Origin of the sequence: Amycolatopsis echigonensis, assembly GCF_014174495.1 — a bacterium.
Taxonomy (GTDB): domain Bacteria; phylum Actinomycetota; class Actinomycetes; order Mycobacteriales; family Pseudonocardiaceae; genus Amycolatopsis; species Amycolatopsis echigonensis.
Genome location: NZ_JACJHR010000008.1, coordinates 153,612 through 176,971 on the forward strand (window position 1 = coordinate 153,612; position 23,360 = coordinate 176,971).

Consider the following 23,360-nt stretch of genomic DNA (forward strand, 5'->3'; position numbering starts at 1 on the left):
CCGGCGTGAGCGACGAATCGGAAGGCGGCGGCGAAAGCACCCTCACCGTGGTATTGGCCGGCGGGGTGAACCTGGCGATCGCGGTGCTGAAGCTCGTCGCGGGCATCATCACCGGATCGGGCGCGATGCTCTCGGAGGCCGCGCATTCGGTCGCCGACACCATCACCGAGGTTTTGCTGCTCACCGCGTTGAAACGGTCGGAGCGGCCGGCGGATCGCCGCCATCCGTTCGGGTACGGCAAGGAACGGTACTTCTGGTCGCTGCTGGCCGCGGTGTCGATCTTCGCTTCCGGTGCGGTTTTCGCGCTGTACGAAGGATTTACCACCGTTTTCGGGAAAGGCGCGGAGCAGACGAAACCGATCGTCGGCTACATCGTGCTGGCCCTGGCTTTCGCGCTCGAATCGGTGTCGTGGGCGCAGGCGGTCCGCCAGGTCCGTCGCGACGCGACGGCCGAGCAGCGCACGTTCTTCGCCTATCTGCGGATGATCGACGACCCGGCCCCGAAGACGGTCCTGTTCGAGGACTCGGCGGCGCTGGTCGGGCTGCTGCTCGCGTTCGCCGGGATCGGGCTGCACCAGCTGACCGGCTCGGACGTGTGGGACGGCATCGCGTCGATCCTCATCGGCGTGCTGCTGGCGTGCGTCGCATACCTGCTGGGCAGCACGAACCGCGGTCTGCTGATCGGCCGCCAGGCGGATCAGCGCCTGGTCCGCGGCATCCGGGACCACCTCGGTTCCGCGCCGGAAATCGACGCGCTGGTGGATCTGCAGACCATGCTGATGGGCACCGACCACGTCCTGGTGTGCGCCCGCGTGGACTTCGACGACGCGCTCGGCGCCGCCGACCTCGAACGCGCGTGCGTGCGGATGGCGGAGGAACTGAGCGAGCGGTTCCCGGACGTCGCAGAGGTGTTCATCGAGCCGGTTCCGCGGACGGATCCCAAACTGCGCGCGACAGTGCTGGCCCGGTACGGCCTTCCGCCGCGACCGAATCAGTAGCCGAAGTCCTGGGTCCAGTACCAGCCGTCGGTCGCGACGCCGACGCCCAGTTTCTTCAGCGAGCAGTTGAGGATGTTCTTGCGGTGCCCGCTGGAGTTCATCCACATCTGCATCACCTGGTCCGCGCTGGTCGCGCCCTTCGCGATGTTCTCCGCGCCCGGCTGGGGATATCCCGCGGCGGTGATGCGGTCGGCGAAGCTCTCGCCTTCCGGGGTGTCGTGGGAGAAGTAGTCGCGCTCGGACATGTCGTCGCTGTGCCCCTGCGCCGCTTTGTCGAGGTGCGATTCCTCGGTCACCGGGTCGCAGCCCGCCTTGTCCCGCTCGTCGTTGACCAGCGCGAGGACCTGTCCCGCCAGCGTCGGCGTACTGCGCGGCTGGGGTGCCGGCTTCGCGCTGCTGCTGCTACTGCTCGTCGGAGTGTCCTTTTTGGACTCTGCAGTGGAGGACGGCGGCAGCGGGGGCGGGGGTGGTGCGGGCGTGGCCGAACTCGACCGCGTCGTCGTGGTCGCGGGCGCAGTGGTGCTCGGTGTCGCCGACGTGGAGGACGCCGGCGACACCGCGAACGGTCTCAGCGCACCCGCGGATACGCCGTCGGTGCGCGTTTCCGGGACAGCGACGCTCAGTGTGCCGAGGTGCCCGGAGCGCAGCGCGAAGGTTCCGCCTGCTGCTCCGATACCCCCGACGAGAACACTGAGAGTCACACTTACCGCCCGGACGCGCACACTAATGGAGGACACAGCCGCGGAAACTATCACGAACTGATTACGATGGTTACCTCCAAATGGCGCAGCGGCCGGAGACCCACTATCCGGCGTCGAGCACCTCGAGGTACCCGTCCGTCCCGTTGACCCGGATCCGCTGACCGTCCTTGATCAGCCGCGTGGCGTTCTGGACCCCGACGACCGCGGGCAGTCCGTACTCCCGCGCGATCACCGCGCCGTGCGTCATCTGGCCGCCGACCTCGGTCACCAGGCCGGTGATCGCCACGAACAGCGGTGACCAGCTCGGATCCGTGTACGCCGTGACGAGGATGTCGCCCGGTTCAAGATCGGCCTCGGCGAGATCCAGGATGACGCGGGCGCGTCCTTCGATGGTCCCGGCGGACACCGGCAGTCCGCCCAGCGCGCCTTCGGGCAGGTCGTCGCGGCGGTAGCTGCCGGAAACGGCCTCGCCGTCCGACGTGAGCACGCGGGGCGGCGTCAGCGATTCGCAGGACCGGAACGCTTCCCTGCGCTGCCGGATCAGCTCGCGGTCGGCCTCGTTGGTCCGCACGACCTCCTGGAATTCCTGCAGCCGCAGGAAAAAGAGGTCCTCCGGCTCGTCGAGCACCCCGGCCCGCACCAGGCGCTCGGCCTCGCCGAGCAGGGCTTGCTTGTACACGAAATAGCGGCTGACCATGCCGTACTTCGGGTACTCGCGGTATCCGGTGAACGTGCGGACACGCTCGATCATCCGCTCGGTTTCCTCGGCCTTCGCCTCGCCGTCCGGCAAGGCACGCAAGCGTTCCAGCACTTCCCGCGCCTTGTCCAACGCTTCCCGACGGCCTTGTTCGAAGCGGCGTTTCCCGGCTCCCGGTTCGAAGTTTTTGATGTTGGACAACAACATCGGCACCAGCGCGACCGGCTGTTCGCTCCACCGCGGCCGGGTGATGTCGATTTCGCCGACGCAGCGCATGCCGTACTTGTCGAGGTACCCCTGGATCGCGGCGCGCGATTCCTCCCCGCCGGCCAGCTTCGGCAGTTCGTCCAGGAACCCGTTGTCCTCGACGTCCTGCAGGAACGCGACGACCTCGGGATGCGTCCGGAGCACGTCCGCGACGTCGAGGAGTGCGAGGCCCATCTCCGAGGTGATGTTGTGCGGGACCGACTGGGTGAGCGTGTCGGCGACGTTCTTTTCGCCGAGCCACTCTTGCAGGTGGTCGTTCAACCACCAGGACGCCTGCATCGCCGCCGTGAACACCTGGTGGCTGCGCGGGTCGAAGAGAATCCGGCGCATTTCCTTGATGTCCTCGAAGAGGAAGTCGAGCAACTCGCTGCCGGACTTCGTGGCGATTTCGCGTTGCAGCGCGGCGATGGAAGCCTCGCTGTGCTGGATCAGTTCGGTGACGACGGCCGGATCGGTCTCGATGGTGGCCGGTACGGCGCCGGGGACCCGCTCGCCGGGACCGTCGTCCTCGGCCAGCGGGAGGAAGCCCTCGCGGGAAAGGACGGTCTCCAGCGCGTCCTTCATCAGCGGGTCGGTTTTCCCCACCACTTCAAGGAAACTGCCTCGGCTCTGGGGCGCGGACAGCAACGCGGTGGCGTCCGCGAACAACCGTCCGCCGGCCTCGGCCATCGGCCGCGGGGTCGTCAGCTGCCAGACCGACAGGCCCAGCGGCTTCATCGCGTCGGTCATCATCTGCTGGTGGCCGACCGAGAGATAGACGTGGTTTCCGCCGTCGGCGCCCTCCGGGATCGGGAACAGCGTGGTGATCGGGCGGCTCTGGACGATCTGGAACTCGTCGTCGGCCAAGCACCATTCGATGTCCTGCGGACGGCCGAAATGCGCTTCGATCGTGCGGCCCAGTTCGACGAGCCGGAGAACCTCCTCGTCGGTCAGCGCGGCCTGTTCCTGCTGGTCTGAGACGATTTCCTGCTCTTCGGTGCCGCCGCCCTCGACGGCCAGGATGGCGCGTTGTTTGGCAGCGATCGCCTTGTCGACGATCGCGCCGTCGCGCACCTGGTAGTTGTCAGCGTTGACCAAGCCGGAAACCAGCGCCTCGCCGAGGCCGAAGCTGGCCTCCACGACGGCGACCTTCCGGTTGGACGTCACCGGATCGGCGGTGAAGAGAACCCCGGCCGCCCGCGGGAAGACCATCTGCTGCACGACCACTGCCATGTGGACTTTCCGGTGGTCAAAGCCGTTGCGCAGCCGGTAGGTCACCGCTCGTTCGGTGAACAGCGACGCCCAGCACCGGCTGATGTGCCGCAGGACCGCCTCCGCGCCGAGCACGTTGAGGTACGTGTCCTGCTGACCAGCGAAGGAAGCTCCCGGAAGGTCCTCCGCGGTCGCACTCGACCGGACCGCGTAGGCGCGTCCGTCCACCAGCGCGTCGGTGATCTCCGCGGCCAGGTCGTCCGGGATGACGATCGCTTCCAGCGCCTGCCGGACCTCCGCGCTGCCCTCGACGATCGCGTCCCGGTCGTCCGGGTTCAGCTTCGACAACCGCTCCAGCGGTCCGGCCAGTTCCGGCGCGCCCTCGATGATCCGCTCGAACGCTTCCGTCGTCACGCAAAAGCCAGGCGGCACGCGGACCCCGTCGATCCGGGCGAGTTCGCCCAGATGCGCGCCCTTGCCTCCGACGATCGCGACCTGCTCCCGGTCGATCTCCTGGAGACCGAGCACGTAGCTGCCCATTCGTTCGTTTCCCCCGTCTGTGGTCGTTCCCGGCCTTCGTTCGGCAGCCGATTCGCCGGCACCGGCGTTTCCGCTGGTGCCGGCTTCGGCTGGAGATTCTGCGGTACCACCCGGGTCTTGCGGCAAGCCCCCTGATGCGTTATAAGTTAAATACGGCAGGGAGATGAGTTCTCTTCTGCCTTTTCTTTTTCCTTCCTCAAGGCCCGACCTTCGTTGTCGTGGTGGCCTCCTTGGTGACTGTCCGGCCAGTCTGGTCAGTCGCGGTCGCGGTGATTGTCGTGGTGACGTCCGCACGAGCCGAGAGCGTGCAGGCACGGGTGACCTGCTCGCCAGGGGCCAGCTGGGCGACGGTGAACGAGCAGGCCGGGTCCGCGTCGCGAACGGTCACGTCGTGCAAGGCCGCGTCCCCGGTGTTCCGGAGGGTGCTCACGTACGTCACCGGGTCACCCGGCCGGATCGGTTGCTGCAGGTGATCGCGGCGCAGGTCTAGCGCTGGGTGGAGTACCGAGTAATCCGCTTTTCCGGTCGCGGTGACCGGCGGGCCCCACGGAGCGGCCGCGGTCGCGGTTGCCTGGGCGGCGGTTGCTGGCGCCACGCACTGGTAGCGCTGGGTTCCACCGACCGGCAGCTCGGCGAAGGTGTGCCCGCAGGCGGGGTCGTCAGTCACCCGGACGTCGTGCAACGGCTGGTCGCCGGTGTTGGTCAGCACGACCTCGAACGGCACCGGGTCGTCGGCTCGATACGCGCTGCCGGCGGCGTGCTTGGCGACGGTCAACGCGGGGTTTTTCACCTTGAACGACGCCTGGGCGGAGCCGCTCACCGTCCGCTGGGTCGGGTCGGTGCCGGTCACCTTCGCGGTGTTCGTGAACCCGGCCGCGCCCGCGGTGATCGTGCACTGGTATTCGATTTGGGCGTCCGGGGCCAGGCTCGGGATCTGGTGCGCGCAGGCTGGCGTGCGATCGTCCACAACGGACACCGCGGTCAGCGGAACGTCGCCGACGTTGCGGACCAGCAGCGAGAAGGTGACCTTGTCGCCCTGGCGCACCTCATAGGGCTGGGCGTCCTTCATGATCGCGATTTCCGGGTGGATGACGTCGATCTTCGCCGAACCGGACGCGGTGACCGGGCGGTTCGTCGGGTCGGTTCCGGTCAGGGTGGCAAGGACGGTGAAGTCGTCCGGTTTGGCCTTCAGCGTGCACTGGTAGCTCTGCGCGGCACCGGGTTCGAGGCGGTCGAACTTCTTCGGGCAGCCGGGATCGGTGCTGGTCACCCCGGTGAGCGGAACGTCGCCGGTGTTGGTGACAGCGACGGTCACGGTGAGGGTGTCGCCAGCCCGCGCGACGGTCGGGTTCGCCGACGTCATCACGGTGAGCGCGGGATGGATGACATCGATGTGCGCGTCGGCCGACGCGGTGAGCGGCGGGCCGACCGGCGGGGTGCCGGTGACGTGTGCGGTGCTGACCGCGTCGTCGGCTGGGGCGGGGATGGTGCAGTCGTAGGTTTTGTTCGCTTTCGAGGCGAGGATGTCGAGGGCTTTCGCGCAGGGGCCTTGGTCGGTGACCTTGACGGCGGTCAGCGGAGCGTCACCGGTGTTGGTGGCCGTGATGGTGAAGGTGACCGGGTCGCCTGCACGGAAGGGGCCGCCGTGGACGGTCTTCGTCAACGCCAGTCCTGGGTGCACGACGGTGAACGCAGCGTCCGCCGTGGCGGTTACCGTGCCGCCGATCGGGTCTGCGGCGGTCACCTTCGCGGTATTCGAGTAGCCGTCGTGGCCCGCCTTCGTGGTGCAGGTGTAGTGCTGTTCTTCGCCGGCGGCCAGAGCGGGGAAGTCGCGAGCGCAGCCGGGCGTCCTTTCGTCCACAACGGACACCTTGGCCAGCGGGGCGTCTCCACTGTTGCGCACGGTGACGGTGAAGGTGACTTGGTCGCCCTCGCGCACCTGCGTCGGCGCGACAGTCTGGGCGAGCTGGATCGCCGGGTGGATGACGTCGATGTGTGCGCTCGCGTTCGCGGTGACCGAGCGTCCGGACGGATCGGTGCCCGTCACCGTCGCGTCGCTGGTCAAGTCGTCGGTCGCGGTCCGGACGCAGGTGTAGGTCTGCTTTGCTTGCGGGGCAAGAGTTCCCAGCCGCTTGGCGCATTCCGGTACCGCGGAGTCGGCGACCTGGGTGTCGCGGAGTTCGGTGTCACCGGCGTTGGTGACGGTCAGGGTGAACGTCGCGGGCTGGCCCGGGCGCACGACCGTCGGCGCCACGCTCTGCGCGAGCGTGATGAACGGATGGATTACGTCGATCGCTGCCTCGGTCGCGGCGGTCACCGGTGCTCCGACCGGCGGTTTCGCGGTGACCTGCAGTGCTTCGGTGACGTCGGCACTTGGCGCGGTCGTGGTGCAGTCGAACGTCCAGGTGGCTCCGGGGGCGAGTGCGTCGTGCTGTTGTGCACAGCCTTCGGCGCGGGCCATGGTCGTGACGGCCAGTCCGGTAAGAGGCACGTCACCGGCGTTCGCCACGGTCACGTGCACCGCAACGTTGTCGTGTTCGCGGAACGGTCCGCCTTGGACAGTCGCGGTCAAGGTGACCGCTGGGTGCTGCACAGTGAACGACGCGCTCGCCTTCGCGGTGGTTGAGCGGCCAGTCGGGTCGGTGCCGGTTACGGCCAGGTCGTTCGGGAAGCCCTGCGCTCCGGCCACCGTGCTGCAGGTGAAGGTCTGCTTGCCTTGCGCAGCAACGGTTCCGAGTGCGCGCGCACATTCCGCGACCCGGTCGTCTGCCATCGTGACGTCGTGGAACTCGGCGTCGCCGGTGTTGCTCACCGTGACGGTAAACGTGACACGGTCCCCCTCGCGCACCTGCGCGGGCGCGGCGGTGACGGCAGCCTCCAGCGTCGGGTGAATTACGTCGATCCGCGCATCCGCGGTTGCGCGCTGTGTGGTGCCGAGCTGATCTTTGCCGGTCGCGACAACGGTATTCGTCACGTCGTCCGCCGGAGCTAACTGTTCGCACTTGTAGGTCTCGACCGCGTTCGGAGCCAGCGTGCCGAACTTGCGGACACAACCGGGCACGCTGTCGTCGGCTACCGCTACGTCGTCGAGCGGCACGTCGCCGGAGTTGCGCACGGTGACAGCGAAGGTGACGCGGTCCCCTTCACGCACCTGTGCGGGGGAGACCGCAGCGGTGACCGCCAAGGCCGGATGGATCACCGTGACGGTGGCCGAGGACTTGGCCGTCACCGGTCGGCCGGTGGCGTCAGTACCCGTGGCGGTGACGCCGTTTGTGGTGGTGAGCGTGGGTTTCGCGGTGCACGAGTAGTCCTGCTGGGTGCCGGGTGTGAGGGTGCCGAAGGACCGGGAGCACTCCGGAGTCGTGCCGTCGGTGACAACGACCGGGTTGAGCGGGCTGTCGCCGATGTTGCGCACGGTGACCTTCCAGGTGACCTGGTCCCCGCCGTGCACCACCGGCGGGACAGCCTCCTTCGAGACGGCGATCGCGGGCGTGATCAGCGGGACTTTCGCCTCCGCGGTCGAGGTGACGACCTTGCCCAGCGGGTCGATCCCCTTCACGGTCGCGCTGGTTCCGTCCGGCAGCGGAACCGTCGCCGTACAGGTGCCCACCACCGATTGCCCCGGCGCGAGAGAACCGAGAGCGCGAGCGCACGATTGGACCCCTCGGTCGCCGATGGTCACGTCGTGCAGCGGAACGTCGCCGGTGTTGGTGGTCTTGAGCGTGAAAATCGCCTGATCGCCCGCCCGGTAAGCCGGTTTGTCGACCTGTTGACTCAACGCCAAGGCTGGGCGGAGAACATCGACGTTGCTGCCCGCCGAAGCCGACAGCTGCTCCCCGTCGGGGCCCGCACCAGTCACCTTGACCGTGGAGACGAAGCCCTTCTCCGGCGCGGCGAACCTGCATTGATAGCGCGCGGTGGCACCCGGAACCAGGGTGCCGATCTTCTTGCCGCACTGCGGGTTCCGCTCATCCACCGCCTCCACATCGGACACTGGGTCCGCGGCCGGGTTCGTCACGCTCACCGTGAACGTCACCTGGTCGCCAGCGTGCACCCGATGGGGTTCGGCGACCGCTGCGACCCGCAGATCCCGCACCGGCCGGGCGGGCGCCGCTTTCGCGGCGTGCGCGGCGGGGGGCAAAAGAGTGGCCGTCAGGCCGAGGACTAAGAGCAGACGTTTCCCGGCCGAAACCATGTGGGCAAGTTTTCCACCATCCGGTGATGCCGCGGCGATTTCCTACCCGGCAGTGGCATTAGCTCACTCCGCTGAGCGATGAGTGAGACGCACGGTTGACTCGTGGGTGATCGCCGCTGCCTGATCGAGGAACTCGATCACCGTTTGGAGTTGCTCGTCGGTGTAGCCGGCCGCGACCGCCTTGGTCGCCGAGACGATGTAGTCCCACAGGGGAGCGGCGCGTTCGACGTTCGCCGGGTTGACGCGAACGAGAACCTTCCGCCGGTCCTCCGGATGCGGCATCCGGTTGACGATGCCTTTGCCCTCGAGCCGGTCGACCAGCGCGGTGACGGACGCGGGCGCGAGCCCCGCGTACTCGGCCAGCTCCTTCGGCGTGAGCGGACCGAGCCGGGCGAGGTAGTCGGCGACCTTGCTTTCGACCGCGGAGAGCCCGTTCTGCTCGGCGATCGCGGTGTGGAACATGACCGTCTCGGTCGACAGCTTTCGAGCACGAAGCAGCAGCTCAGCGACCAGATCCTCGCGTTCGCTTGACATGCCCCGGAGTCTAGCGGACTCTTTAGTTCGATAGAACGAATTACTTTCCAAGATATTCGAGGGGGCGAACCATGGCACGAGTCTTGATCGCGGGCGGGGGCATCGCGGGAGCGATCACCGCGATCGCGCTGCACGAGGTGGGGCACGAACCGGTGCTGTACGAGGCGTACGACCGCAGCGCGGAGGGCGTCGGCGCGTTCCTGACGCTCGCGGTGAACGGTCTCGACGCACTGACGCCGTTAGGACTGAAACCGCTGGTCAAAGACCTGGGATTCGACACGCCGCGGATGACGCTCGGGCTCGGCAACGGCCGCCGGCTCAGCGAGTTCCCGCTCGGCGGGCCGCTGCCGGACGGCACGGTGAGCCAGACCGTGCTGCGCTCCGACCTCTACGTGGCGCTGCGCGACGAAGCGGCCAGACGCGGCGCGGCCACGGAGTTCGGCAAGCGGCTGACCGACGCCACGCAGACGGCGGACGGCGTCACCGCTGCCTTCGCCGACGGCACGAAATCCGAGGGCGACGTGCTGATCGGTGCTGACGGTCTGCGGTCGACAGTCCGCCGGATCCTTGATCCTTCCGCGCCATCGCCGCGGTACGTGCCCTTGCTCAACACCGGCGGTTTCGCACGCGGCCTCGACCTCGACGACGAGCCGGGCGTCATGCACATGGTGTTCGGCCGCAAGGCGTTCTTCGCGCACGTGCTCGCCCCGGACGGCGCGGTCTGGTGGTTCGCGAACGTGCCGCACGCCAGCGAGCCGACGGAGTCCGAGCTCGCCGCGATGCGCGGCCCCGGCTGGCGGAAGCGGCTGCTCGACCTGGTCCGCCCCGATCGCACTCCGGCGACCGCGATCATCGAGGCCAGCGAAAACATCTACGAACCGTGGGCGACGTACGACTTCCCGACGGTCCCGGTCTGGCACCGCGGCCGGATCGGCCTCATTGGCGACGCCGCGCACGCGACCTCACCGGCGGCTGGTCAGGGCGCGGCGATGGCGATCGAGGACGCGGTGACGCTCGCGATGTGCCTGCGCGACGTCTCCGATCCGGCGGCCGCGTTGACGACCTTCGAGACGTTGCGCCGGGGGCGGGTGGAAGCCGTTGTCGCGCAAGGCAAACGCAACGGCGACGCCAAAGCCCCCGGTCCGGTCGGCCGGGTGCTGCGGGACTTCTTCCTCACGCGCGCGATGCGCAAACCGGCCACCGACGACCCGAACCGGTTCATGTGGGACCACCGGATCGACTGGGCGGCCCCGGTCGCGTGAGCGGCTAGCGCCAGGTGTCGACGCGGTGGAAGTTCTTGTACGCCCGGCTCGGCGTCGGCCCGCGCTGCCCCTGGTAGCGGGAGCCGGCCTCGCTGGAGCCGTACGGGAATTCCGCCGAACTGGACAGCCGGAAAATGCACAGCTGACCGATTTTCATGCCCGGCCACAGCGTGATCGGCAGATTCGCGACGTTCGACAGCTCGAGCGTGATGTGCCCGGAGAAGCCGGGGTCGATGAAGCCCGCGGTGGAGTGGGTGAGCAGCCCGAGGCGGCCGAGGGAGGATTTGCCCTCGAGCCGTCCGGCGAGGTCGTCGGCGAGCCGGACCTGCTCGAACGTGGACCCGAGCACGAACTCGCCGGGGTGCAGCACGAACGGCTCGTCGCCCTCTTTTTCGACCAGCGAGGTCAGCTCGTCCTGCTGCAGCTGCGGGTCGATGTGGGTGTATTTGCTGTTGTCGAAGACCCGGAAGTACCGGTCGAGCCGGACGTCGATGCTGGACGGCTGGACCATGGCAGGGTCGAAGGGGTCGATGCCGAGACGGCCGGCGTCGAGCTCTTTGCGGAGGTCACGGTCACTGAGCAGCACGGATGCAGCCTATCGGGCGGGCAGGCGCGGCCGGGGCGCCCCTCCGTCCGAACACCGCGTCCATCCGCTTGAGGTACCGCCGGCGGCCGAACGCGCCGACCGCTTCCTGCAGCGCAGTCGCGCCGGGCACGAGTTGCCGGACCGTCTCCGCCGCGTAATTCACCCCAGCGGCGGCGAGCACCGCGGCCTGCGCGACCGGGTTGTCCGGCAGCCCGAGAAAGTCGGCGTTGTCGCGCCCGAGCACGAGCCGGCTGATCGCGGAGTGCACGCCGACGTTCACCTGCGCGAGCACCTTCCCGGCGACCCCGCGCCCCTCGCCGATCGCCGCGTGCGCGTCGACGAGGGCGCGGGCGAGCCGCTTGGAGTCGTCGTCCGGGATGAACTCGGTGGCGGCCAGCATCCAGAGCAACCGCCAGGCGTCGTCCTCATCGGCGGGCAGCAGCTCGTCGTCGACGCCCATCAGCCAGCCGACGTAGCGCCAAAGATGCAGGATGTCGGCCTTCTCGCGGGCGGTGTAGCGGAGGCCGAGCAGCTGCGTGCCGAACAGATAGACGAGCGAGAAGAGGAGGAGAGTGCCCGCGGTCTGGACCTGGTTGACCGGCCGGTCCCACCGGTCGTAATCCCAGTCCGGCCTGCTGTTCATCGCACGCCGGACGTGCGCGTGCACCAGCCGGATCTTCAAGGCGGCTTGGTATCCCGTGCCATGCTTCTCGAGCGCCCCCGGAGTCGTGACGTCAATCCACCACGCCGCGGTCTCCACCAGCCGCCGCGGTGCCCGATGTTCGATCTCCCCGGTGCCGACCAGCGATTTCGTCGCCCGCGAGGCCAGGTAGCCGCCCATGAGCGACATGTCGCCGAGCGGGAAGAGCCCCAGCAGCCCAGCCCGGGTGATCGCCTTCGCGCCGCTGACGAGCCGCCGGTGATCGACCCAGTACGGGGTGGCTTCGACGTGCGCTCGGAAAGCTTCGATCTCCGGCGGTCCTTGTTTCCCGGCCAGCGCCTGGTCGACGAGGTCCCGGTTGTGGGGTTCCCGGTGCAGCCACTCGACGACCGCGTCCGCCAAGGCGTCCTCCTGCTGCGCGAAGCTCCGGAGCCGCTTGATCTGGCCCTCGTCGGCGGTGGCGCCCCGCGTCCGGGCCGCCAGCCGAAACCCGCCCTGCCGGAACATCTCGGGAGACATCTCGGGGTCGTCCATCGCGCACCTCCGCACCGTGGTTCGACAACAAGTGTTGTCACTTTGCTGGCGGAGCGTCAAGGCATGCCCCCGCTGGACGTGGGGGTGCCGTGGTTGTGTATGCTGGCGGAGTACTGCGGATGTAGTTCAATGGTAGAACATCAGCTTCCCAAGCTGAATACGCGGGTTCGATTCCCGTCATCCGCTCTCTTGGCTGTTTTAGCAGCTCGGTAGGGGCGCTTTCCGGAATGGGAAGCGCCCCTACTGGCATTCTGCGGACCTTTCCAACAGCATCACTCGATCGCCCAGCACCACCACTCTTGCCCGAAAGTACCGGCAGGAACTCCAGTTGGCGATCGAGCTGCAGCACCCGAAGTATGAGTTTGTCTCCCTGAATGAGGCAAGTTTGCCTTTGGTGTCCTTCTTGTTCCAAAGGAGGGTGGGCGCTGGCGCATCGCCGACGTGGCTGGATTCGCCCCGGGACGGCTGGAACTATGAACTACCCCGAAGATGTCTCGGTTGCCAGTTCATTGCCATTAGTCACTCCTCAACATGGCCGACTAACGGCAGTCGACGACTGAGGTGCTAGCAGACGAGGCGCGGGGCACGACGGTTCGAGGACCTATCGGCGAACTGCCCGTTCAAGCAACCGACATCGCACTCCTGCCGAACTTGGCTCTATCGGACCAAGGCCCTGTCGACGCCAAGTCATGGGATCAGCACTGCCCGATCTCGGATGCGGTCCCACACGTCCACCGGAATGTCAGCCATCACGAACAGTTCGTCTACGTTGGCGAACGGCACGCCCCGACGGTCACGAACCGCAACGACAGTGGCAGCCACGTCGGATGAAACCCCGCACAGCCCGGCGATGACCTCAGCCGGCGCGCTGTTGAGATCGACCAAGCCGCCGTCATCGTAAGAGCGGGCCAGGTCGGGCCGACCGACGCACAGCTCGCGTGCAAGCAGCGGATCGGCTGCCGCCAAGCTCCTGGCTTCGTCCCGTCGGGCACGTGCCACCAGTACTGCGTTAATGGCCGGGTCGGCACTAAGCTGCTGGCTTGGTTCCTCGACCGGCATACCCCCGTACACCATGCGCCGCAGCGGCGTCAGCGCGATGCAACCGCCAATGATGATTCCCGCCGCGAGCAAACCGCCGATGGTGCTGATCGGGCTGTCGGTTACCTGGCCTTGGCTGTTCTGGGGGGTCAAGGCCAGGAGCACGTAAACCAGCAAGTCGAGGCCACCGAAGATCAGGGCGAGTCGCCGCGCTTTGGCCGTCTTCAAGCGGATAGCCGCGTGCAGGAACGGTAACCACGCGAACGTACCCGCCGTCCCAACCAACACGACGTAGTACCACGAGCCCGCAACCCAACGTTTCCCAGGAGCGCGGACAGAAACCGGCTGGCCATTCTGCGGCTCCGCCTCCGCAACAGCCGCTTTGCGAGCGGCCTGCCTGGACGCGACTGCTTCTCGGCGCCCCGGCTTCCGCCGGGCGGGTGCCGGCCCGCCGTTGCCAGTCGTGTAGCCGAGGCCCGTTCCCGGCAGGTTCACCGTCGTCTGGACCCCGCCACGCGCACGTTTGGTCATCCGCACGCCCTTGCCTCCGACTGAGTAGCCGACGCCGCTCTTTGAGACGTTCATGCGCACGCCCGGGGCCAGCTTGAACGACTTCCGGTACCGAAACCCCACCCTGGCCTCCCAGATCTGCTCATCCTGAAGTCGATCAAATGAGGCTCCCGTTACACCCGGCGTCGATTTTCACTCGCACGGCCGGTCCGACCAGTCCCGGGCTGCGTCGAGCTCGGCATGACGCCGCAGCCAGTCCGGCGCAAATGCTCGGCATCTCCGGGACTCGGTACCACCTGCGCTCCGCGTACACAGGACGGTCTGTGCCACCGTAAGTCCATGGCATCCGACCCGATCGGCGAGCTCGCCACCGACATCGACGCGCTGCTAGCTCTCTTCGAGCGCGTCGACGAGCAGCACTGGGCACGCTGGGCCAGGGCCGTGCGGACGGATATCGCGAACGGCGATGCACACTGCCTCTCCCGGATTTTGGGCGTCTACGGCGGCCCGGGCAGCTTCAACGACCTGGTCATCCATCCCATGAACGGGCACGCGGTCAACCCCGACGACGTCGCGAACGCCAACCAGCAACTCGACAGCCTCCGGACGCGGATTCACCAAACCGCCTGCGACTTCCAACATCAGCTGCGCGGGTGAGATGCCTCCGGCGAGCACGGCGCTGCCCTGGACCAGGCACCGCTTCGGAGGTCAGGGGGAAGGCACCGAAGAGATCGCCTCAGCCCCGGGGTCGCTAGGGGTAATTCCCGGCAACTTGCCCCGGTCCACAGGGGGCCTGGCGCATACCCGGGCAGCAGGTCAGAGGCACTTTTCAGGCCCTAACGACTGGTTCCCGAGCTGAATACGCGGGTTCGATTCCCGTCATCCGCTCTCTTGGCTGTTTTTAGCAGCTCGGTAGGGGCGCTTTCCGGAATGGGAAGCGCCCCTACTGCTTTTCTGCGGTGCCATTCGGCAGCTCTATTTCCGTTCCCGGGGGAGCCGAGCGCCGAGCAGTTCGCCCGCGGTCAGACCGGGGTAGGCCGACCACTGCGGGAAAGCAGCCCACTGGCCGGTCAGAGCGAGGATCGCGGCCAGGGCTCCGTAGGCGAGTACCAGGTAGAGAAGCAGCCACAGGAGCAACTGGGGAGCGGACCGGATCGAGCACCTCGGAGGCCGGGTGCCTTGGCCAGGTCGGCACGCAACCACTGAAGCAGCCGCGATCGGCGTTGCGCCATTCATTGAGTATGCCACGGGAATCGGAAGGGGGTGTCCACTATGGACGCTATCTGGTTGCACACCCCCGCGGATGGGCGTCGGCTTGTCCAGCGGCGCGGCCTGGCTCGGTGCTTCTCGACACTATCGGCGATCAGCACCGACGCGGTCTATCGCGCCTCGCTCATCGCGTCTTCCTTCGGTGCCGATGAACTTGCCCTCCGGTGGAACCAGAACAAGCCGCACAGCAATGCCAGCCATGCCACTCCGACGATCAGTGCCAGGCGGGTGTCCTCGGCGAACGCCATCACCACGAAGATGAACACCATGAACACCATCGTCAGAACCTGGCCCACCGGCCAAAACGGCACCGGGAACTCACGACCAGCCAGATCCGAGGCAGACAACTGACGTCGAGAGCGGTAGTGCGTAAGCAGGATCATGAACCAGACCCACACCGTCGCGAAGGTGCCTACCGACGCGATCAGCAGGAAAGCGCTGTCCGGCAGCAGATAGTTCAGCACCACAGCAAGACTCAGAGCGGCAGCGACCACCAGAACGGTCATCCACGGAATCCCATTGCGCGTAACCCGGGCCATCACCGCAGGAGCTTGGCCGCGGCGAGCCAGGCCGTAGATCATTCGTCCGGCGCCGAAGATGTCGCTGTTGATCGCGGACAACGCGGCGGTCACCACGACGATGTTCAAAACCGTTGCGGCGGAGTGCAATCCAAGACCGGCGAAGATTTGGACGAAGGGGCTTCCCGAAGTGCTGATCGTGTTCCACGGGTTCAGCATCATGATGATCGCCAGGGTCGCCACGTAGAAAAGCAGAACGCGAACCGGGACCGTGTTGACCGCCTTGGGCATGGCGGTGCGCGGGTCTTCGGACTCGGCCGCGGTGAGGCCCAAAATCTCGGTACCGCCGAAGGCGAACATCACCAGGGCGAACGATCCCAGGAAACCGCCGATGCCGTTGGGGAACCAGCCGCCGTGGGACCACAGGTTGGATACCCCACCGGAAGAGCTGCCGGTGCCGAAGAGAAGGATTGCCGCTCCGCCGAGGATCATCGCGACGATGGCTACTACCTTGACCAGCGTGAACCAGAATTCCAGTTCACCGTAAACCCGTACGCTGACCAGGTTCGCGGCTGCGATAACGAGGATCGTCAGCACTACCCAGATCCACCGTGGCACATCGGGGAACCAGAATCCCATATACACAGCCAAAGCCGTGACATCGGCGACGCAGACGATCACCATCTCGAACGCGTAGGTCCAGCCGGTCAGGAAGCCTGCCAGGGGACCAAGGTGCTTCCGCGCGTATTCGCCGAACGAACCGGGCGCGGGATCGTTGACGGCCATCTCGCCCAAAGCGCGCAGGACGAAGAAAATCGCCGCACCGCCGATGAGATACGCGAGCAACACCGACGGGCCGGCTTTGGCGATCGTGTCCGAGGAGCCGTAGAACAATCCGGTGCCGATCGCCGAACCCAAGGCGATGAACCGGATGTGCCTGCCGTTCAACCGGCGGCTCAAACCATCCCCGGACTTCGTCGTCATCGACGGCACCTCCCGAAATCGGCGGCCCGCCGCGCATCGGCGCGCGAGCGGGTCGGCACAGTAGAACCGATCCGCCCTCGGCCGCCCAACCGACGACGACGGGAAAGCGTCTGCGATTTCAGACGGTCCACAAAGGACGTCAGCCTTCCACCAGTTCCCACGGCGCGCCCGGCTCGGCGCGGTCGAACACCTGGCCCGGCGCGGCGAGCAAGGCCGGCACGACGTCCGGGTACAGCTGCACGACGTGTTCCAGCTCCAGGCCTTCCACCTCGAAGTCCTCCGCTTCCGGGACCTCGAAGCCGACGAACAGCCACGTCCCGTCCTGCTCCCGGACGACCTGGCGGACCGCGCGCGCCGGAGCGTCGGCGGTCGTTCCGATTTCGGTCAGGCCGGTGCTCAGCTGGACTTCTTCCAGCGGCGACCCGGGATGCGTCCAGGCGGCGATCCGGGCGTCGCGGTGGGCGAGGTCCTCGTCCACGTCATCGGAATCCGACACCGAGCTGAGCAGCCAGGCGAGACGCTCCGCATCCCAGTCCGCGGCCATCCCGGCGGGCACGTCGGCCAGCGCGACCAGGTGCGGCAACAGGGCCACCGCCTCGCGCAGGGGCATCGCGCCGAACAGCTGGCGGTTGACCTCCATGTCCTCTTCGAACTCGGCGCCGTCGCTGATGAACCAGTCGTCGTCATCGTCGAGGACGACGAAGGCCAGTTTCTCCGGATGCTCGACCAGTTCGTGCGCGATGATCACCGGGGATTCCGGGTCCTGTCGCAGCGGCCAGTGTTCGGACATGCTCACTCCCCGTCGTCGATTACCTGCAACCACTCGGCATCCGGTGCCTCGCGGAAGAACACCTCGCCCGGTTCCGCGTCCAGGAGTTCGACCACGTCCGGGTACAGCTCCGCCACGTGCCCGAGCTCCAGCGTGTCGACCTCGACCTCGGTCTCCTCGTCCGGATCGGCGACCTCGAACCCGACGAACATCCACGTGCCGTCCTCTTCCCGGCTGACGTACCGCACGCCGCGCGCCGGAGCGTCCGAAGCAGTGCTGATTTCCATCAACCCGAGGCTGAGGTTCACCTCGTCCATCGGCGACCCGGCATGCGGCCAAGCGGCGATCCGGGCCTCCCGGTACGCGCGTGCTTCCTCGTCATCGCTGGGGACCAGCGGCGAAATCAGCACCCACGTCGAGCCGTCAGTGTCCCAGTCCGCGCCCATCCCGGCGGGCAGCTTCGCCAGCGCGGTCAACTGCGGCACCAGTTCGACCACGTCGTGCAGGCACATCGAGGCGAACTGCTCCTCGTCCAGCTCCGGGTCCTCGCCGAACTCCGACCCGTCGCTGACGAACCAGCCTTCTTCGTCGTCGAGCAGCACGTGATCCAGCCGCTCCGGATGCTCGATCAGACCCCGCGCGACGAGCACCGCCGCGTGCGGTTCCTGCCGCATGAGCCATTCCTCGGACATGCCCGCTCCCCACCTCGCGTACGGCTGCGGGCCCATCCCACCAGACCCGCTCGCTCAGGTGCACAGCGCGTCTCCGCCAGGAAATTCCACGTACGTTGGATTAGGCTTGACGCATGGTGCTGCCTGAACGTCTCGCCCGGTTCAACCGCGTGGTCACCAACCGGGTCACGAAACCCTTCGCCGACAAACTGCCCGGATTCGGGGTGATCGTGCACCGCGGCCGCAAGTCCGGCCGCGAGTTCCGCACCCCGCTCAACATCTTCCGCACCGACGACGGGTTCGTCGTCGCGCTCACCTACGGACCGGACGCCGACTGGGTCCGCAACGTCCGCGCCGCGGGCGAGGCCGAGGTGCTCACCCGCGGTCATAAATACCGCGTGCGGGACCCGGAACTCGTGCATGATGAATCGCGCCGGCCGATGCCGCCGGGGGTGCGGCAGTTCCTCGGGCTGGTCGGCGTCACGGATTTCCTTGTGCTGAAACGAGAATAAGGGGCGCGATGCTCACGGGGAAGCTGGTGCGGCTGCGGGCGATCGAACCGTCGGACGCGGAATCGATCTACCGGTGGATCCACGATCCGGAGGTCGGCCGGTACATGACCAGCGACCATCCGCGCTCGCTCGCGCAACTGCGCAAGTGGGGCGAAGAGCGCCCGGTGAACAAGTACGAAAACGTCGTGCTCGGGATCGAGTCGATCGAAGCGGGCAAGCTGATCGGCGTCGTCGACCTGCGCGACGCCCGCCCAGAGATCGGCCGCGCCGAGCTGGACATCTACATCGGCGAGACCGATCACTGGGACGGCGGGTACGGCACCGAGGCGTTGAAACTCATGTGCCGCTACGGATTCAACGTCATGCGGCTGCACCTGATCGCGCTCTGGGTGGTCGCCGAGAACGAGCGCGCCCGGCACGTCTACCGCAAGGTCGGGTTCGTGGAGGACGGCAGGCACCGCGAATGCCATCGCGGGCCGGACGGCCAGTACCACGACATGTACCTGATGAGCCTCCTCGAGCCGGAGCTGAACGACTGAGCTAGCCCTTGACCTTCCGCTTGCCGTACATGCCGGCGGCGATGCTCACGCCGATCGCGGCCAGCACGACCTGGGTGATGATCTCCAGCCAGTCGATGCCCTTGGTGTTGGCGTAGCCGAGCCCGCGTGCGATCGCGGAGCCGACGAACGCGGCGATGATGCCCACGATGATCGTCAGCCAGATCGGGATCGGTTGCTTCCCAGGTGCGACCAGCTTGCCGAGCAGGCCGAGGATCAGGCCGATCACGATCGCGCTGATAATGCCGGAAACCGCCATGGCGACACTCCTTCTGCCGAGAGGACCGGGCTCGACCGGTTTAGCCCGGAACCCGGGGGGCCAAACCCGGCTTACCGCCCGACTGGGGTAACCGCCACTGGAAGTACGGAAAATGCCCCGGTCCGGGGTGCGGACCGGGGCATTTTTTCCAGCGAGTGCGATCAGAACGCGGCTTCGTCCACGTCCATCAGCGCGTTGTCCGCGGCCTCCACGATGGCGCGGCGCGAGGTCAGCTCCGGCAGCACGGTCTTCGCGAAGAACGACGCCACCGCCAGCTTGCCCTCGTAGAACGGCTTGTCCTTGGCCGACGCGCCGTTGTCGAGCTTCTCCAGCGCGACCTCGGCAGCCTGCAGCAGCTTCCAGCCGACCAGCAGGTCGCCGACCGACATCAGCAGCCGCACGGTGTGCTGGCCGACCTTGTTGATGTTCTGCGGGTCTTCCTGCGACGAGGTCAGGTAGCCGATCAGCGAGCCCAGCATGCCCTGGGTGTCCTCGAGCGCCTGCTTGAGCAGCGCGCGCTCGTTCTTGAGCCGGCCGTTGCCCGCCTCGGACTCGATGAACTTGGTGATCTCGCCCGCGACGAACGCGAGGGCCTGACCCTTGTCCCGGACGATCTTGCGGAAGAAGAAGTCCAGCGACTGGATCGCCGTGGTGCCCTCGTACAGCGAGTCGATCTTCGCGTCGCGGATGTACTGCTCGATCGGGTAGTCCTGCAGGAAGCCGGAACCGCCGAGCGTCTGCAGCGACTGCACGAGCTGCTCGGTGGCGCGCTCGGAGCCGACGCCCTTGACGATCGGCAGCAGCAGGTCGTTGACCGCGTGCGCCAGCTTCAGCGAAGCTTCGTCGCCCTCGCCGGTCCACAGCTGGTCCTGGAAAGACGCGGTGTAGAGGTAGATCGCGCGCAGGCCCTCGGCGTACGCCTTCTGCAGCATCAGCGAGCGACGCACGTCGGGGTGGTGCGTGATCGTGACGCGCGGCGCGGTCTTGTTCAGCATGTTCGGCAGGTCAGCGCCCTGCACGCGCTCCTTGGCGTACTCCAGCGCGTTCAGGTAGCCGGTGGACAGCGTGGCGATCGCCTTGGTGCCGACCATCATCCGGGCGTACTCGATGACCTGGAACATCTGCGCGATGCCGTCGTGCACCTCGCCGAGCAGCCACCCCTTGGCCGGGGTGCCGTGCTGGCCGAAGGTCAGCTCGCACGTGGTGGACACCTTGATGCCCATCTTGTGCTCGATGTTGGTGACGAAGGCGCCGTTGCGCTCGCCCAGCTCGCCGGTCTTCGAGTCGAAGTGGAACTTCGGGACGAGGAACAGCGACAGGCCCTTGGTGCCCGGCTTGGTCTCGATGCCGGGACCCTCGGGACGGGCCAGCACCAGGTGCATGATGTTCTCGACCATGTCGTTCTCGGCCGACGTGATGAACCGCTTCACGCCGTCGATGTGCCAGGAGCCGTCCTCCTGCTTGACCGCCTTGGTGCGGCCCGCGCCGACGTCCGAACCGGCGTCCGGCTCAGTGAGCACCATGGTGGCTCCCCAGCCGCGGTCGATCATCAGCTGAGCCCAGTGCTTCTGCTCTTCGGTGCCGTTCTTGTCCACGATCATGGCGAAGTTCGGACCCGCCAGGTACATGAACAGCGGAGCGTTCGCGCCGAGGATCAGCTCGGCCGCGGCCCACTGCACCGTCGGGGGCAGACCGAAGCCGCCCAGCTCGTTGGTGAGGCCCAGCCGCCACCATTCGCCGTCGACGAGCGCTTGGTAGCTCTTCTTGAACGAATCGGGGATCGTCACGCTGAACGTCTTGGGGTCGTACACCGGCGGGTTGCGGTCCGCGTCGGCGTAGGACTCGGCGAGCGGGCCGGTGGCGAGGTTGTTCAGCTCCGACAGCACGCCGCGGGCGGTCTCCTCGTCCGACTCGGCGAGCACGCCCTTGCCGAGCCGTTCCTGCACGCCGAGTACCTCGAAGAGGTTGAACTCCAGGTCTCGGACGTTGCTCTTGTAGTGGCCCATGTCGTCACTCCGTGTCGTGTTCGGCTTTCCGGCCGGGCACCAGTTCCCTTACTCGCCGGTAACATCAGGATATTACCTACGAGTAACCAGAGCAAGCGAATCCGCCCTTCCAGGGGTGGCAATTCGCTCGGAATGACAGGACAACCAGGGGATCAGGCTCACCGGGTGCTGCGCGCCACGGCCTCCTGCACCGCCGGCGGACCAGCGCTGTCGTCGAGCTGCGGGACCAGGATGCCGCTGCGGAACGCGATGGTCACCGCGTGTGTCCGGTCGCGGGCGGAAAGCTTGCGCAGAATGCTCTTCACGTGGGTCCGCACGGTTTCCACGGACAGGAAGAGCAGTTTCGCGATCCCGGAGTTCTCCAGCCCTTCGGCGACGAGCTGCAAAACCTGGTACTCGCGGCGTGAAAGCGGCATGGCGCCCTTGGGCTGCACGAGGTGCCCGTCGACCGGTGCGGCTCTTGGCGACGGTTCGCGTTTGGGCCGCGCGGTGAGCGCGGACAGCGCCGGGTCGATGTAGCGCCGGTCGTTGTGCGCGCGCCGGACTGCCTCGGCGAGCCGCCGGGAATCGACCGCGCGCGGAACGATGGCGTGCGCGCCCGCGCCGATGGCCGCGGCGAGGTACTGCTGGGTGCGATTGGTGTCGCGCACGAGCGTGACCAGCACGAGTGCCGGGTCGCCCGCGTTGAGCAGCTTCGCGAGGTGGCAGTTGGGGTCGAGCGCGGAGTCGAGGATCACGACGTCCGGGCGGACCTGCTCGCACAACTGCATCGCCGCGTGGTGGCTCGCCGCCTGGCCGGACCAGTGCAGGCCCAGCGTGCGGTGCACCATCGCCGCGATGCCCTCGCGGAAAATCGGGATCGGGTCGACGACCGCGACCCCCAGGCTTCGACCGCCGGCTGGCTGACCGGCCGACATGGGCGTTCGGTGGGGCTCGATGCCACGCATCTCGGGCCTCCGTCCTCGATGGTCGCTCCCGGTGACCGGCACGCCCCCTCGGCGTGCCCGCCGGTCCCCCCTGCCGGAACCGGCCGGGAACGACACCTTGTCCCTGGTTCGACTCCGCCGAGAGCAGCTTGTGACGCGGTTTCCCCCTCATGGCCGTAACGGCTGGTCGCAGCAAACTCTGAGTAGAAAATCGGCCTCGAAATGCGGGGGAACGGCGCAGCGAGGGTCCGCCCGCTCGGGTTAGCTCTACTGAGGGTTTAACTGCTCGGGTGAATCTCCGGTGACCGCCCGTGCGCGCAGCCGACCGAACTCCTCGGCGAGCGTTTTCGGGGTCCAATGAGCGTTCAAACCGCTGGGATTGGGCAGAAGCCAGACCCGAGTCGTCCCGATTGTCCGGTCCTGCGGCCCGACCGCGGCGCGGCGGTCGCCGAACGCGACGCGGTAGGCGGTGATTCCGACCACTGCCAGCCAGCGCGGGCGGTACTTCTCGACCTTCTTGGCCAGGATCTGGCCGCCCTCGCGGAGTTCGTCGTCGGTCAGTTCGTCGGCGCGGGCGGTGGTCCGGGCTACGACGTTGGTGATGCCGAGGCCGAGGTCGAGGAGTTCGTCCTGTTCGCTCGGGTCCAGCAGCCGCGGGGTGAAACCGCTGGCGTAGAGGGCGGGCCAGAAGCGGTTGCCGGGACGAGCGAAGTGCAGGCCGAGCGCGCCGGAGTAGAGGCCGGGGTTGATCCCGCAGAACAGCACGTTCAGGTTGGGGGCCAGGACGTCCGGGATGGTGGTCCCGTGCGCGGCGGCTTGTTCGGCCTTGGTGGGTTTCGCGGGCATGGGTCCAGTTTCCGGCACTCTGGGCGGCATGAGCGTGACGCCTGACGGCTGCCCGGTCGACCTCTATCTGGAGCTGCCCGCCGCCGGCGAGCCGGAGGTGATTCACGGTGCGATCCCGCCGGGCGCGGCGGTGCTCGAACTCGGCTGCGGGACCGGGCGTATGACGCATCCGCTGCTCGCGCTCGGACATTCGGTGGTCGCGGTTGATGAATCGGCGGAGACGCTCGCGCACGTTCGAGGCGCGGAGACCGTCTGCGCCCGGATCGACGAGCTTCAGCTGGACCGGCGGGGTCCCGCCGTCGGGGTCCGGGGCCCTCCTGGGGGTAGGG

At 67.3% G+C, this 23,360-nt stretch carries 22 protein-coding genes and 1 tRNA gene; 8 read left to right on the forward strand and 15 right to left on the reverse strand.

The genetic code is table 11. From position 1 onward, the window contains the following. The first annotated feature begins 5 nt into the window (after window positions 1-5). On the forward strand, window positions 6-998 hold the full coding sequence (locus H5411_RS08325) for a cation diffusion facilitator family transporter (protein WP_183123456.1): 993 nt from the start codon (window positions 6-8) through the stop codon (window positions 996-998). Here H5411_RS08325 and H5411_RS08330 read toward each other — a convergent pair. Then, window positions 992-1,555 carry a CAP domain-containing protein gene (locus H5411_RS08330; protein ID WP_312877918.1) on the reverse strand — a complete coding sequence of 188 codons (564 nt, stop codon included), beginning with the start codon at window positions 1,553-1,555 and terminating at the stop codon, window positions 992-994. The two genes, H5411_RS08325 and H5411_RS08330, sit on opposite strands and share 7 nt — an antisense overlap. Here H5411_RS08330 and H5411_RS48885 point away from each other — a divergent pair. Beyond that, window positions 1,476-1,760, forward strand: coding sequence for a hypothetical protein (locus H5411_RS48885; protein ID WP_312877919.1), 285 nt, complete (start codon window positions 1,476-1,478; stop codon window positions 1,758-1,760). The genes H5411_RS08330 and H5411_RS48885 overlap by 80 nt on opposite strands. A gap of 42 nt (window positions 1,761-1,802) precedes the next feature. Here the strand turns inward: H5411_RS48885 and rph are convergent, their stop codons facing one another. The 3 genes from rph to H5411_RS08345 all read right to left on the reverse strand — a co-directional run bounded on the left by rph (window position 1,803) and on the right by H5411_RS08345 (window position 9,123). Then, entirely contained in the window at window positions 1,803-4,394 is a 2,592-nt protein-coding gene (rph, locus tag H5411_RS08335) for a rifamycin-inactivating phosphotransferase (RefSeq protein ID WP_183123458.1), read from the reverse strand. A gap of 196 nt (window positions 4,395-4,590) precedes the next feature. Then, window positions 4,591-8,589 carry a DUF7507 domain-containing protein gene (locus H5411_RS08340; protein WP_183123459.1) on the reverse strand — a complete coding sequence of 1,333 codons (3,999 nt, stop codon included), beginning with the start codon at window positions 8,587-8,589 and terminating at the stop codon, window positions 4,591-4,593. 63 nt (window positions 8,590-8,652) lie between these two features. After that, window positions 8,653-9,123 carry a MarR family winged helix-turn-helix transcriptional regulator gene (locus H5411_RS08345; RefSeq protein WP_183123460.1) on the reverse strand — a complete coding sequence of 157 codons (471 nt, stop codon included), beginning with the start codon at window positions 9,121-9,123 and terminating at the stop codon, window positions 8,653-8,655. A gap of 71 nt (window positions 9,124-9,194) precedes the next feature. Between H5411_RS08345 and H5411_RS08350 the strand changes: the two genes are divergently transcribed. Next, entirely contained in the window at window positions 9,195-10,385 is a 1,191-nt protein-coding gene (locus H5411_RS08350; protein ID WP_183123461.1) for an FAD-dependent oxidoreductase, read from the forward strand. Window positions 10,386-10,389: 4 nt separating this feature from the next. On the opposite strand, the gene dcd is transcribed toward H5411_RS08350, so the two are convergent. Further along, window positions 10,390-10,971, reverse strand: coding sequence for a dCTP deaminase (gene dcd, locus H5411_RS08355; protein ID WP_101436849.1), 582 nt, complete (start codon window positions 10,969-10,971; stop codon window positions 10,390-10,392). Continuing rightward, window positions 10,958-12,166, reverse strand: a complete 1,209-nt coding sequence (locus H5411_RS08360; RefSeq protein WP_101436848.1) for an oxygenase MpaB family protein — start codon at window positions 12,164-12,166, stop codon at window positions 10,958-10,960. The genes dcd and H5411_RS08360 overlap by 14 nt, the downstream gene beginning before the upstream one ends. A 115-nt stretch (window positions 12,167-12,281) precedes the next feature. Between H5411_RS08360 and H5411_RS08365 the strand changes: the two genes are divergently transcribed. Beyond that, a tRNA-Gly gene (locus H5411_RS08365) sits at window positions 12,282-12,352 on the forward strand. A 501-nt stretch (window positions 12,353-12,853) separates the two neighbouring features. Here the strand turns inward: H5411_RS08365 and H5411_RS46955 are convergent. After that, window positions 12,854-13,837, reverse strand: coding sequence for a DUF4236 domain-containing protein (locus H5411_RS46955; RefSeq protein WP_220816649.1), 984 nt, complete (start codon window positions 13,835-13,837; stop codon window positions 12,854-12,856). 216 nt (window positions 13,838-14,053) lie between these two features. Between H5411_RS46955 and H5411_RS08375 the strand changes: the two genes are divergently transcribed. Beyond that, window positions 14,054-14,371, forward strand: a complete 318-nt coding sequence (locus H5411_RS08375) for a DUF6966 domain-containing protein (RefSeq protein ID WP_101436847.1) — start codon at window positions 14,054-14,056, stop codon at window positions 14,369-14,371. Between the two features lie 318 nt (window positions 14,372-14,689). Here the strand turns inward: H5411_RS08375 and H5411_RS08380 are convergent, their stop codons facing one another. The 4 genes from H5411_RS08380 to H5411_RS08395 form a co-directional block, all read right to left on the reverse strand. Further along, window positions 14,690-14,851, reverse strand: coding sequence for a hypothetical protein (locus tag H5411_RS08380; protein WP_183123462.1), 162 nt, complete (start codon window positions 14,849-14,851; stop codon window positions 14,690-14,692). 242 nt (window positions 14,852-15,093) lie between these two features. After that, a complete protein-coding gene (locus H5411_RS08385; protein ID WP_183123463.1) occupies window positions 15,094-16,485 on the reverse strand; it encodes an amino acid permease in 1,392 nt (463 codons plus the stop codon). Window positions 16,486-16,624: 139 nt separating this feature from the next. Then, complete coding sequence (locus H5411_RS08390) at window positions 16,625-17,275, reverse strand: hypothetical protein (RefSeq protein ID WP_183123464.1); 651 nt, start codon at window positions 17,273-17,275, stop codon at window positions 16,625-16,627. Window positions 17,276-17,277: 2 nt separating this feature from the next. After that, window positions 17,278-17,946, reverse strand: coding sequence for a hypothetical protein (locus tag H5411_RS08395; protein ID WP_246368851.1), 669 nt, complete (start codon window positions 17,944-17,946; stop codon window positions 17,278-17,280). A 113-nt stretch (window positions 17,947-18,059) separates the two neighbouring features. On the opposite strand from H5411_RS08395, the gene H5411_RS08400 reads away from it, so the two are divergent. After that, a complete protein-coding gene (locus H5411_RS08400) occupies window positions 18,060-18,437 on the forward strand; it encodes a nitroreductase family deazaflavin-dependent oxidoreductase (RefSeq protein WP_183123465.1) in 378 nt (125 codons plus the stop codon). 8 nt (window positions 18,438-18,445) lie between these two features. Beyond that, window positions 18,446-18,976, forward strand: coding sequence for a GNAT family N-acetyltransferase (locus tag H5411_RS08405; RefSeq protein WP_183123466.1), 531 nt, complete (start codon window positions 18,446-18,448; stop codon window positions 18,974-18,976). A 1-nt stretch (window position 18,977) separates the two neighbouring features. Here H5411_RS08405 and H5411_RS08410 read toward each other — a convergent pair whose 3' ends face one another. The 4 genes from H5411_RS08410 to mug all read right to left on the reverse strand — a co-directional run bounded on the left by H5411_RS08410 (window position 18,978) and on the right by mug (window position 23,031). After that, window positions 18,978-19,253, reverse strand: coding sequence for a GlsB/YeaQ/YmgE family stress response membrane protein (locus tag H5411_RS08410; protein ID WP_183123467.1), 276 nt, complete (start codon window positions 19,251-19,253; stop codon window positions 18,978-18,980). 161 nt (window positions 19,254-19,414) lie between these two features. Next, complete coding sequence (locus H5411_RS08415) at window positions 19,415-21,259, reverse strand: acyl-CoA dehydrogenase (protein WP_183123468.1); 1,845 nt, start codon at window positions 21,257-21,259, stop codon at window positions 19,415-19,417. A 158-nt stretch (window positions 21,260-21,417) separates the two neighbouring features. Further along, window positions 21,418-22,206, reverse strand: a complete 789-nt coding sequence (locus H5411_RS08420; protein WP_183123469.1) for a response regulator transcription factor — start codon at window positions 22,204-22,206, stop codon at window positions 21,418-21,420. A 246-nt stretch (window positions 22,207-22,452) separates the two neighbouring features. Next, window positions 22,453-23,031: a G/U mismatch-specific DNA glycosylase gene (gene mug / locus H5411_RS08425; RefSeq protein WP_183123470.1), complete on the reverse strand. Its 579-nt coding sequence runs from the start codon at window positions 23,029-23,031 to the stop codon at window positions 22,453-22,455. 28 nt (window positions 23,032-23,059) lie between these two features. Between mug and H5411_RS08430 the strand changes: the two genes are divergently transcribed. Continuing rightward, window positions 23,060-23,360: class I SAM-dependent methyltransferase (locus H5411_RS08430; RefSeq protein ID WP_220816650.1), on the forward strand; the 301-nt coding region annotated here is incomplete at its 3' end.